Annotated in this window: 11 protein-coding genes, 6 tRNA genes, 1 riboswitch and 1 other annotated feature (1 of these 19 cut by a window edge); of the genes, 3 read left to right on the top strand and 14 right to left on the bottom strand. The window is 32.0% G+C overall.

The window, feature by feature from the left end; all coding sequences use genetic code 11:
* Positions 1 to 89, bottom strand: a binding site (T-box leader); it reaches 109 nt to the left of the window's first position.
* A gap of 43 nt (positions 90 to 132) precedes the next feature.
* Positions 133 to 1989, bottom strand: coding sequence for an ABC transporter ATP-binding protein/permease (locus B5E48_RS03430; RefSeq protein WP_087304099.1), 1857 nt, complete (start codon positions 1987 to 1989; stop codon positions 133 to 135).
* Position 1990: 1 nt separating this feature from the next.
* The gene (locus B5E48_RS03425; protein WP_087304098.1) at positions 1991 to 3775 is read right to left on the bottom strand and encodes an ABC transporter ATP-binding protein/permease; all 1785 of its coding nucleotides are present in this window, start codon (positions 3773 to 3775) and stop codon (positions 1991 to 1993) included.
* Between the two features lie 39 nt (positions 3776 to 3814).
* On the opposite strand from B5E48_RS03425, the gene mnmL reads away from it, so the two are divergent.
* The gene (gene mnmL / locus B5E48_RS03420; protein ID WP_087243076.1) at positions 3815 to 4759 is read left to right on the top strand and encodes a tRNA modification radical SAM protein MnmL/YtqA; all 945 of its coding nucleotides are present in this window, start codon (positions 3815 to 3817) and stop codon (positions 4757 to 4759) included.
* Between the two features lie 7 nt (positions 4760 to 4766).
* Here mnmL and hpf read toward each other — a convergent pair whose 3' ends face one another.
* The 4 genes from hpf to B5E48_RS03405 form a co-directional block, all read right to left on the bottom strand.
* Positions 4767 to 5306 carry a ribosome hibernation-promoting factor, HPF/YfiA family gene (hpf, locus tag B5E48_RS03415; RefSeq protein WP_087304097.1) on the bottom strand — a complete coding sequence of 180 codons (540 nt, stop codon included), beginning with the start codon at positions 5304 to 5306 and terminating at the stop codon, positions 4767 to 4769.
* A gap of 92 nt (positions 5307 to 5398) precedes the next feature.
* A complete protein-coding gene (gene metK, locus B5E48_RS03410) occupies positions 5399 to 6541 on the bottom strand; it encodes a methionine adenosyltransferase (RefSeq protein ID WP_087304096.1) in 1143 nt (380 codons plus the stop codon).
* A 54-nt stretch (positions 6542 to 6595) separates the two neighbouring features.
* Positions 6596 to 6707, bottom strand: a riboswitch (SAM riboswitch).
* A 6-nt stretch (positions 6708 to 6713) separates the two neighbouring features.
* Complete coding sequence (locus B5E48_RS13830) at positions 6714 to 6836, bottom strand: flagellar transcriptional regulator FlhC (RefSeq protein WP_224759512.1); 123 nt, start codon at positions 6834 to 6836, stop codon at positions 6714 to 6716.
* Between the two features lie 164 nt (positions 6837 to 7000).
* Positions 7001 to 7225: a NifU family protein gene (locus B5E48_RS03405; protein WP_087243082.1), complete on the bottom strand. Its 225-nt coding sequence runs from the start codon at positions 7223 to 7225 to the stop codon at positions 7001 to 7003.
* Between the two features lie 128 nt (positions 7226 to 7353).
* On the opposite strand from B5E48_RS03405, the gene B5E48_RS03400 reads away from it, so the two are divergent.
* The gene (locus B5E48_RS03400; protein ID WP_087243084.1) at positions 7354 to 7728 is read left to right on the top strand and encodes a CvfD/Ygs/GSP13 family RNA-binding post-transcriptional regulator; all 375 of its coding nucleotides are present in this window, start codon (positions 7354 to 7356) and stop codon (positions 7726 to 7728) included.
* Positions 7728 to 9008 (top strand): glucose-6-phosphate isomerase, encoded by a 1281-nt coding sequence (locus B5E48_RS03395; RefSeq protein WP_087304095.1) that lies wholly within the window; start codon positions 7728 to 7730, stop codon positions 9006 to 9008. Before B5E48_RS03400 ends, B5E48_RS03395 begins: the two co-directional genes overlap by 1 nt.
* 94 nt (positions 9009 to 9102) lie before the next feature.
* On the opposite strand, the gene B5E48_RS03390 is transcribed toward B5E48_RS03395, so the two are convergent.
* The 8 genes from B5E48_RS03390 to B5E48_RS03355 all read right to left on the bottom strand — a co-directional run bounded on the left by B5E48_RS03390 (position 9103) and on the right by B5E48_RS03355 (position 11593).
* Complete coding sequence (locus B5E48_RS03390; RefSeq protein WP_087304094.1) at positions 9103 to 9468, bottom strand: hypothetical protein; 366 nt, start codon at positions 9466 to 9468, stop codon at positions 9103 to 9105.
* A 375-nt stretch (positions 9469 to 9843) separates the two neighbouring features.
* Positions 9844 to 9917, bottom strand: a tRNA-Gly gene (locus tag B5E48_RS03385).
* 7 nt (positions 9918 to 9924) lie between these two features.
* Positions 9925 to 10000 (bottom strand) — tRNA-Lys (locus tag B5E48_RS03380).
* Between the two features lie 3 nt (positions 10001 to 10003).
* A tRNA-Gln gene (locus B5E48_RS03375) sits at positions 10004 to 10079 on the bottom strand.
* A gap of 7 nt (positions 10080 to 10086) precedes the next feature.
* Positions 10087 to 10170 (bottom strand) — tRNA-Tyr (locus B5E48_RS03370).
* A 5-nt stretch (positions 10171 to 10175) separates the two neighbouring features.
* Positions 10176 to 10251 (bottom strand) — tRNA-Thr (locus tag B5E48_RS03365).
* Positions 10252 to 10256: 5 nt separating this feature from the next.
* Positions 10257 to 10332: transfer RNA gene (locus B5E48_RS03360), tRNA-Val, on the bottom strand.
* 103 nt (positions 10333 to 10435) lie between these two features.
* Complete coding sequence (locus tag B5E48_RS03355) at positions 10436 to 11593, bottom strand: PucR family transcriptional regulator (RefSeq protein WP_087304093.1); 1158 nt, start codon at positions 11591 to 11593, stop codon at positions 10436 to 10438.
* Positions 11594 to 11617 lie beyond the last annotated feature (24 nt).

The raw sequence follows: 11617 nt of genomic DNA, 5'->3' as shown, positions 1-11617 counted from the left end.
TCAATAAATGCATTGTAAGAAAACTTTCAGCCACCGTTTTCCTCTCTGATACAAATTCTTTATCTACTTGTCCTCTTCATCGTATTAACGCTACTATTATAACTAACTTTTTATATAAAAACAAGTTTTTCTTTACTCTTTTAATGCCTGAACAGTGTTCATTTTTAAAATATACAACAATGGTGGTAACTGACTTATCAAAACAAGTAAGTCACTAACAATAAAAACAAAAGCAATAATATTTATATCTACCTGTATAGAAAACAATTCACTTTCAAACATATTCTGTAAAAAGATATTCATCATATGAATCAATTGATAATACAAAATCATGCATATAGACTGTGTTAATATAAGAATTTGGAAAGATTCATAAAGCACAATTTTAATAATATCTAAAGAACTGGCTCCAAAACATTTCATGATAGCTAAATCTTTTTTCTTTTGTATCACATTTAAAAACATAACTTCACCAATCAAAAATAAAGAAGATAAAATAGCCAAAAGAGAAAAAAACAGCAAGATGATATTCGCTTGATTTAAAACTTGTGATACATTTTGAGTTGTCGATTCTCCTATCGCTAAAAATTCATAATCTGGAAATTGTTTTTTCAACTGTTTCATAACATGATCTCTATGATAGTCAGGATGTACATAAACAATTCCTAAATGTGATGACACCTGTTCAAGCTCATATTGATAAATATCTTTCAATAAATAAATGTAAGCATGATCCATCTGATAGAGTGTATCTAGAGCGGTGGTTTGATTCGTAATACCAACAATTTTATAACAAATACCTTTCACTTCCCAATCATGTTGATACCAGGCATAAACATTCTGCCCAATCAAAGAAGCGACATCCTGCTGTCCACAAAGATGTCTAGCCGTTGAAAGAGATAATAAAATTTCATGATGTGCCTGTGGATAATTTCCGTATTTTAATGACAGATATGTATAAGGAGAAGTATCATCTCCAATAAATAAAGTCTGAGATTGTTCATATCTTTCAGATTGAAAACCAATTCCTAAACATTCATAATCATCTAAAAACATCTCACTTTTCATAATTCCAGGTTGATTTTTTATCTGATCTAATAAATCTAAAGACAAAGATTGCTGATAACGTGATTGAAAACTGATTCCTGATGCAGGAACAAGTGAGTAAATATATTGATGAAACTGCCCTTCAAGATGACGAGTGAGTGTTAATGCTAAAACAATGCTTAATAATGATAATAGTAAACCTATCATCAATTGAAATGAACGTGCCTTATGTGAACATAATGATGCAAACGCAAGGCGCATATGGCATAAGAAATACTTCTTTTGCACAGTTGGAAAACGTTCAATTTTTTCCGTTTCATGAAAGCATATATGCTCAATAATCTGTCCGTCCTGCATTTTATAAACTTCATCACTATATTGGCTTACCAGCTTTTCATCATGAGATACCAAAATAACTAAACGATGTTGAGATTCTTCTTTTAATAATTCCATAACGGCTTGTGCATATTGGGGATCAAGTGATCCGGTAGGTTCATCACATAAAAGAATATCACTACGGTGATAGTGACTTCTTAAATATGCCAGACGTTGTCTTTGTCCAAGTGAAAGTGAATGCAAAGACTGATTTTTTAATGTTTCTAAAGCCAGTGATAATGATGCTTTTTCCTGTTTATGAAAAAAACGTGGTAAACTTATATTTTGTTTTACAGATAGCCACATAATCAGATGAAACTGTTGAAAGATAAAACTGACATGATGTCGTCGATAACGTGTCAAATGATGCTTAACACTCTTGTTTTTCCATAAAATATCACCTTGAAAATCAGTATCAATGCCTCCTAGAATATGTAATAAGGTTGTTTTTCCACAACCGCTAGGACCCACAATCGCAACAATGCCTGAAGTTGGAAAACACATACATATGTCATCCAAAACTTTTTGATAGTGATATCTTTTTGAAATATGTTGAACTTCAAGCATATTATTCCTCCCTTAAAACATCAATCTTCGTCATTTTCATCATTTTTCTAACAGGATGCAAAACAGATAAAACACTCATCACAAGATAAATCATAAAAATAATCACATATAAATCATAACGTGAATAAAAGATAGGCTTTAACAACAATGAAAAAGAAACATATTGCGAAATATTCACAACATGATTGATATATTCATATATAACCATCGCCAGCAAACAACCTCCACCAGCAATCATCAACCCCAATTGCATCGCCTCAAAAAGAGATAATATAAACAGTCTGAAAGATGAAATACCTAGTGATAATAAATATGCAATATCATGTTTTCTTTCAAAATAAATAATGGATTCTACGATTCCAATTAATATCAGTGATATCAACAAACTCATTCCAATGAAAATCATTGCTACAATTTGTGCTAAAGACAATAAAGATTGATAACTTGATACTCTTTCTTGAATTTCACAATAAACAATATAGTCTTTAGATAATGCTTGATATAAACTTTCATTTTTATTGAATTGACTTTCTACAATCAATTCACGATTATTCATCAACTCTGGCATTTCTTGTTTCAATGTATGATTGAGATAAATTTCATTTTGACTGAAAAAATCTTTTTGAAGAACGCCCACAACTGTTAAAGATATACTTTTTTGTTGATATGTTAAAACAATGGACTGCTGATGATATTTTTGATCAAATGACTGACTGACAACAATTTCATGAGCTTCCTGTGGAAAACGTCCTTTCAATAAACGAACATGTGTGTTTTGCACTGGTAAAAAATATAAGGCAGTATCTTCAATTTCCTGTTGGGACTGCCAAAGCTGACACTGTTCTAATTGATAACCATAATCTATATAAGCAATATCTACATGAGAAAGCATTGTTTCAAATGGCATCCCATCTTTGTTTTCAACATTGATGATATTTTTTAAAACAGCTTGTTGCTCACTTTGAGACGTTGCTTCAAACGCTCCAAAAATAGCTGTTACAATCAAAAAGAACGCTACAATCACTATCCATTGAAATAAAAAAAGAAACATGAGTTTGTTTCTTTGATAGACTATTTGTCTGATAGGATAAAACCATAAAGTATGATGCTGATGTTTCTTTAAAGATATTTCTTTTGGCTTTTGAGATTGCTTCATATGTCCTTTTAATTGACCATCTTCTAATGTCAATACACTATCGCAATATGTCTGCAATAACAGTGGATCATGCGAAACAATAATAACCAAAGCATCTTGAGAAATCATTTTTAAATATTTCATAACGTCTTGAGCCTGATGATGATATAAAGCCCCAGTCGGTTCATCACATAAAATAATATCGGACTGCTTTAATAATGCCTTCGCAAGAGATGCTCTTTTCATTTGACCACCAGATAATTGCGAAGGATAGCGGGACAACAAATCTTGTATACCAAGTCGTTTCACGACTTTTTGAAGCAATGACGAACTATAATGAAGATGACTGATATGACAAGGCAAAATAATATTTTCTTTAATGGTTAAAGAAGAAATAAAATCTTTATTTTGCATCATAAAAGACATATGTTCGCATATAAACTTTTCTTTATCTTCAATTTTTTCATGATTAAAAAGAATATCTCCTTCATAATCTTCATCCAATAATCCCATAATATACAAAAGTGTACTTTTTCCACAACCACTTTTTCCTTGAATTCCAATCATTCCTGTGTCTGGAAAACAAATAGAAATATGATTGAGAATTGGGGTTGTTTCATATTGTTTATAAATATTTTTTAACTCTAACATTCTATTCTCCTTTATGTTATAATCTTAGCGGGTGATGCTATGAATCAATTTCCTTATACATTAGATAACAAACGCTATCATACATATAACTACTTTTTAAAAAATAAATATCATCATAAAGTTGCGAAAGTATCTTTAAATGCAGGCTTTACCTGCCCTAACCGAGATGGAACATGCGGATATGGAGGCTGTATTTTCTGCTCAGATTCTGGCTCAGGCGACTTTGCTGGAAATGTCCAAGATTCTTTACAAAAACAATTTCACGACATTTCTTCGATAATGCGTCAAAAATGGCCTGATTGTCAGTTTATTGCATACTTTCAAGCCAACAGCAATACATATGGTACTGTCGCTCAACTCAAAGAAAGATTTGAACCATTTGTTGATATGAAAGATGTTGTTGGCATTGCGATTGCAACACGTCCTGACTGTTTAGATGATGAAATTTGTGATTATCTATATCAATTATCTCAAAAATGTGATTTATACATAGAGCTTGGTTTACAGACTATCCATGATCAGACGGCCAAACTGATTCATCGTGGACACGACTATCAGACTTTTTTAGAAGGACTTGATCGTTTAAGAAAACGTCACTTAGATGTTTGTGTTCATATCATTAATGGTCTACCCTATGAAACATATGATATGATGTTAGAAACAGCAAAACAGGTTGGTCAATTAGATATCCAAGGACTTAAAATTCACAATCTCTATATGCTGAAAAATACCGCTTTACATCGTTTATATCAAAAACAACCTTTTCCTATGTTAACGCGTGAAGACTATATTTCATTAGTTGTTGACCAATTGCAGTATATCCCTAGTCATGTTGTGATTGAAAGACTGACCGGAGATGCACCATTACAAGATTTAGTCGCACCTTTATGGTCAATCAAAAAAGTAACAATTCTTAATGATATTGATAAATTGATGAAAGAAAAAGATACCCATCAAGGGTATCTTCTAGAAAGCTCTGTATAGAGCTTTTTTATTGTGCTTCATGAGTTTCAATAAGTCCGTAACCACCATTATGTCTTTTATAAACAACACTGATTTCATTTGTTTCTACATCACGATAAACAAAGAATGAATGTCCAATCAATTCCATTTGCATAATCGCTTCTTCCATATCCATTGGTTTAGGACTGATTGATTTTGTTTTGACAATAACATCTTCTTCCTCATGTTCTAAAGGTTCAATAGAAGCAACATTAAATGCGAGTTTATTATCTTTAGATTTACGACTTAATCTCGTTTTATACTTTCTAATTTGTCCTTCTAATTTGTCGATAACTAAATCAATAGCATTATAAAGATCATTATCAACAACTTCTGCTCTTAATAATACATATTCTGTTGGAATAGTCACTTCAATTTTTTGACCAACTGGATAAGTACGAATCAAAACTTTTGCTTCAACATGATCACTGACAATGAAATACTTATCTAACATGCTGAGCTTTTTATTGATTTTTGTTTCAATCCCTTCAGTTAGTGCAATATTTTTTCCTCTTATACTGACTTTCATAAATATTCCTCCTTCGTTAATCTTATTATACCATTTCTGTCATATAAAAAACACTCATTTCGCTCAAAAATTAAAAAAGCCCCGTTAGGAGCTTATAAATATTTTTTTAAACTTTCTACTCGATCTAATTTTTCCCATGGAAGATCAATATCTCCCCTACCAAAATGACCATAGACTGCTGTTTTTTGATAAATAGGTCTAAGCAATTGTAAAGTATCAATAATACCTTGTGGTGTCAAATCAAATTCATTTTCAATAGCCTGTAAAATAACATCTTTTGATACTTTTTCAGTTCCATAAGTTTCGACAAAGACACTTGTTGGCTCTTTGACCCCAATAGCATAAGACAATTGAATTTCAATACGTTCACAAAGTCCGGCTGCCACAATATTTTTAGCCATATATCTTGCCATATAAGCACCACTACGATCAACTTTAGAAGGATCTTTTCCAGAGAAAGCACCTCCACCATGTCTTGCAGAACCTCCATAAGTATCAACAATAATTTTACGACCTGTTAGTCCTGTATCGCCATGAGGACCTCCAATGACAAAACGTCCTGTTGGATTAATCAAAACTTTATAATCTGTATTCATGCCATATTTTTTCACAACATCTTGCATAATGACATTTTGAATATAATCCTTAAAAGCTTTTTCATCAAAATCAGGATCATGTTGAATAGACATTAAAATTGTATCAATACGGGGATGCAAAGCATCTGTATAATCAACCGTCACTTGTGATTTCATATCTGGTCTAGCCCATTGGAATTCACCACTATGGCGTTTTTCAGTTGCATAACGTACCAAGTGATGCGCAATAGAAATTGGTAAAGGCATATATCCTTCTGTTTCATTGGAAGCATAGCCAAACATAATCCCCTGATCGCCTGCTCCTCCAACTTCTTTATTCGTTCCTAAAGCAATATCGCTTGACTGTATACCTATAACATTTTTAATTTCACAATGATGACCATCAATCCCAATCTCATCACTTGTATATCCGATTTGACATAATACATTTCTGGCAATTTGTTCATAATTAACCTGTGCCTGTGTTGTAATTTCACCACCAATGACCAAAAGATTTGTTGTTGTAAAACATTCACATGCTACACGTGAATATGGATCTTCAGCCAAACAGGCATCTAAAATAGCATCACTGATTTGATCACAGACTTTATCAGAATGTCCTTCTGAAACTGATTCAGACGTAAATAAAATTTTCTTCATTTTTTTCCTCCCACTTTTCAATAAAAAAAGCTTTCAAGAGGAAAGCCTTCTTTCCTCTTATTGTTCAAGTCTAATTGTTCAAGTCTAACTTGCTAGGTAAGGCACCTTCTTTACACAAGGGTTGCCACCACTTCATAGATCCTCATCTCGTGGTTCTTAATAAGAGCTTTTATTATTGATATAATTTTTTTAAATCCTCATGACTTAAAGATGTCATAGCTTCAATTAATTCCATGTCTAATCCTAAGTCATAAAGAATTGATGCAATTTTTAATTGTTCTTGTTTTCTGTTCATTCTTATCACCAATCTTATTTTAACCGTAATAAGTAGACATTATTCTACAAAACAAGACTTTCTAAGTATATAAGAATATTTGTTATAAATCAAGTGATATTATCACATAATATAATTATAATATATTTTTCTTCGTTTTTTTCTCAAATTTTTCTCAATTTTTATTAAATAGCCTGAACTTCTAAAACTCCTGGAACTTCTTCAATTAAAATCTGTTCGACACCATCTTTTAAAGTTGCATCCAACATCATACATCCAGCACAGGCACCATGCATTTGTACATAAACAATTCCATCTTCAAATTTTACAAATTCAATGTCTCCACCATCTCTTTGTAAATAAGGTCTTAATTTATGTATCACTTTTTTAATTTCTGCTTCTTGATCCATGATTTCAGCCTCCTCTATAAATCTTTCTTATTATACCATAATTTTTTAAGAATAAAAGTCCAATGCTTTGATTTCACTTTCCACAAATATGACTTTATGCTATAATGAGTATGATTGGAGGGCTGTCAATGGAGCATCGTGTCAAAACTGGTGATATTATTGATGTAACCATTACGGGAATTCAACCTTATGGTGCATTTGCATCTTTACCCGATCAATCTTCTGGTTTAATTCATATCTCTGAAATATCTGATAAATTCGTTAGAAATGTAGAAAATTTTGTACATGTTGGCGAAGTCATTCGTGTAAAAGTGATTGATATTGATCATACAACACATCAAGCCAAGCTTTCTTTAAAAGCTGTTCATATGGCAAAAAGAAAATACAAAAGAGCTTATAAAAACCAGAGAGAAAAGATACAAGAAACACCTTTAGGATTTTATCCATTAAAAGAAAAATTGCCTGAGTGGATAACTCTAGGCGTAATCAAGGAGGAAGAATGATGATTAAAGTTGATTTATCAAAAGCAAAATTAACTGAAAGTATGGACTCATACAAAGAACAAGTTGCTCAAATTCATGAGATGATCCATAACAAAACTGGACAAGGAAGTGACTTCTTAGGATGGGTTGACTTACCTGTAAACTATGATAAAGATGAAGTTGAAGCTATTAAAGCAAAAGTTAATGAGTTAAAAGATGAAATTGATGTTTTATTAGTATGTGGTATTGGTGGTTCTTATTTAGGCGCAAGAGCTGCCATTGAAGCCTTAAATGGTTTATACCCTACTCATTCTGTGCAAATTATTTATATTGGAAATACATTCTCTTCTAACTACTTATCTCAAGTCAAAGAATATGTAAAAGATAAAGAATTCGCAATTAATGTTATTTCTAAATCTGGAACAACAACTGAAACTTCTATTGCATTTAGAATCTTTAAAGAATTACTAGAATCAACAAAAGGTAAAGAAGTTGCAAGAAAGAGAATTGTTGCAACTACTGATAAAGAAAAAGGAGCATTAAAAACTTTAGCTACTAACGAAGGATATACAACATTTGTTGTCCCTGATGATGTTGGTGGACGTTATTCTGTTTTAACTGCTGTTGGTTTATTCCCTATCGCTATGGCTGGTATTGATATTGATGCTATGATGAAAGGTGCTGCTGATGCAAGAGAAGAATACAGCAATCCTGACTTAGACAAAAACAGTGCTTATCAATATGGTGTTGCAAGACAAATGTTATCAAAACAAGGTTATCCTGCTGAAATGTTTGTGACTTATGAATTACAGTTAGCACAAACTGCTGAATGGTGGAAACAATTATTCGGTGAATCAGAAGGAAAAGAAGGAAAAGGAATCTTACCTACAAGTGCAACTTTCTCAACTGATTTACATTCACTTGGACAATTTATTCAAGAAGGAAGCAAAGTTTTATATGAAACTATTTTAAAAATTGCAAATCCAATTTCTGATTTAGAAATTCCTAGTGATCCTGATAACTTAGATAACTTAAACTATCTTGCAGGAAAAACTGTTGATTATGTTAATAAAAAAGCATGTGAAGGAACAATTGATGCCCATGTCAACACTGGAAATGTTCCTAACATTCAAATTACACTTGATGAATTAACTCCATACTCATTTGGATACATGGTATACTTCTTTGAAAAAGCTTGTGCTTTATCAGTATACTTATTAGGTGTCAATCCATTCAATCAACCAGGTGTTGAAGTTTATAAGAAAAATATGTTTAAATTACTTGGTAAGCCAGGTGTATAGAAGTGAGCGATCACTTCTTTTTTTATTCCTATCATTTCACAATAAAAAATGTTCTCTTTGAAAAGAGAACAAAAATTAATAAATAGATCACACCTTAGTTATTATTTTGATATATGACAGTATACTCATCAGGTTCATCTAAATGATATTGCCTTATCTCTTTAATATGCTTGTCTGAGTTGTCAATTGTGTATTGATATCCTGAAGATTCCCCTGATAATAACGAAAAATATGCTTCAATTCTATAAATACCATCATCTATTTCTTCTAGCTCAGCCTTCTTAAAATAACCTACCGAAGTTCCTGAACTCATCTCTATGACAATATTTTCATTGGAAACTTCGACGTTATTTTGATTTACCGCAACCATATAAGTCGTTTGCTGGTCTATAAAAACAAGAACCACCATAAAAACCAATAGACAAACTATAAAACATATGATCTTTTTTAATTTTAACATTGACCATCCCACCTTTCTTTTCAATTATCATTTTACTTCCAGTTCTATTGGTTTACATCTTAATGACTTTTCTAATATCATTTTATCAAAATATAACAATCATCTCCAGAATTACATAAGATAAAACTTCATTTTACATAAAAACATAACAACAATCAAACAATTCAAATCATTAAGGATACCTTAACATTTATTAATATGACTTTTTATACAAATGAAATAATCTATTAGAAAACTATAAATTTAATAGATTAACCTGTTTTTCAATTAAGTCTTTTTACATCCATACTTTTTGATAAATAAAAAAGATACCAAACAGAATTGTATAATTTTGCTTGATATCTCATATTTCATCAAAGTTTGTGTTCATTCAATTGGAGCGGGTGATGGGAATCGAACCCACGTAGTCAGCTTGGAAGGCTGAAGTTCTACCATTGAACTACACCCGCAAAAGAATGGTGACCCGCAGGCGACTCGAACGCCTGACCCTCTGATTAAAAGTCAGATGCTCTACCTACTGAGCTAGCGGGTCAAATGGCTGGGATAGCTGGATTCGAACCAGCGCAATGACAGAGTCAAAGTCTGTTGCCTTACCGCTTGGCTATATCCCAACAGAAATGGTGGGGAGGGGCGGATTCGAACCACCGAACCGAAAGGAACTGAGTTACAGTCAGCCGCGTTTAGCCACTTCGCTACCTCCCCGTATATGGTGCCGGCTAAAGGACTTGAACCCTCAACCTACTGATTACAAGTCAGTTGCTCTACCAATTGAGCTAAGCCGGCATAAATGGTGGAGGTTAACGGGCTCGAACCGCTGACCCTCTGCTTGTAAGGCAGATGCTCTCCCAACTGAGCTAAACCTCCAATTTCTAGTGCCCTCTTATAATAGCATACGACTATAAGCACGTCAAGAAAAAAATGAAAATAAAAAAGAAACAGAAATCATGTCTCATTTTTCTGTTTTCTTCTATTTCATCATTTTAGCAATATAAAAGGCTATCATATAAGGAAATTTTTCTTCAAAAATTGCAAGTTCACAATTTAAAAGTGTTTTTATTTTTTCAATACGATAATGAACAGTATTACGATGCGTATATGTTGATCTCGCAATTTTTTGTGGACTTCCATCATATTTCAAATAATAATATAATGTTTTTTCTAATTCACTATTATGTTTTTGATCATATTGAATCAATGTATCTAATAAATGATGATACATATCAGATAATATTTTTTGATCCTGTATAGAAAATAAAATCTGATAAATACCCATATCATCAAAACAAATAATATTTTTTTGAAACATTCTGGCAAATGTTACTGCTGATAAAGCGCGTTGATAACTTAAATTCAATTCTCTGATATCTTTTAATTGTGTACCCATTCCAATATGCAAAGCAGATACTCTCATTCTATTTTTAGCACGATGGTACATGGACTCCACTAGTTGATAAAAGACCTTTTGAGATAAATTATTGACAATCAGCACATAATATCCATCATACCAAAAAAAGCTATAGGGACACTCTATTTTTTCAAAATAGAGCTGTAATTGTAAAGATAATCTTCTTCTTTCAATTTCACTATACTGACTGGCGTCCTCAATATCTATCAACAAAACCTGAAAATCTCCATCTACATCAAAACTACGCATTAATTCATTCCTATTTTCTTCAATAGTGCGTGGATCACTAAAAATATTTTGAAAATACTGTGTAACCAAATAATCCTCTTTTTGCGAAAACAAACAACGCATACAAAAATCTTTAATCAGGTCAACCATATGAATATGCCATGGTGAAATTAACAGCGGAAAATCATTGTTTTCACAATAATCAAGAACATCTTGAGGAACATCAAAAATATACTTTCCAGTATTAATAATAAGCCCGACACTATGATACTTAACCAAATATTCTACAAGGTTTAAAAGTGCTCCTTCTTTTTGAAATCCTAAACCACTTGTCACAATCAATTCTTTTCCCCACAATTGTTGAATTGTCGTTGTATCTTCAATAAGGTGAACCCAGCTCATAGCATTGGCACACCCTTTTTGTCCACATAATAGTGTAAGCTGATATAATTCTTTGGTTTCATTCAATGAATCTTCTATTGTAAATCCCATCATCTCACCTACTTTCTTTTATTA

Source organism: Massilimicrobiota sp. An105 (genome assembly GCF_002161155.1).
Lineage (GTDB): Bacteria > Bacillota_I > Bacilli_A > Erysipelotrichales > Coprobacillaceae > Allocoprobacillus > Allocoprobacillus merdigallinarum.
This window is presented reverse-complemented; position numbering and strand designations above follow the sequence as displayed.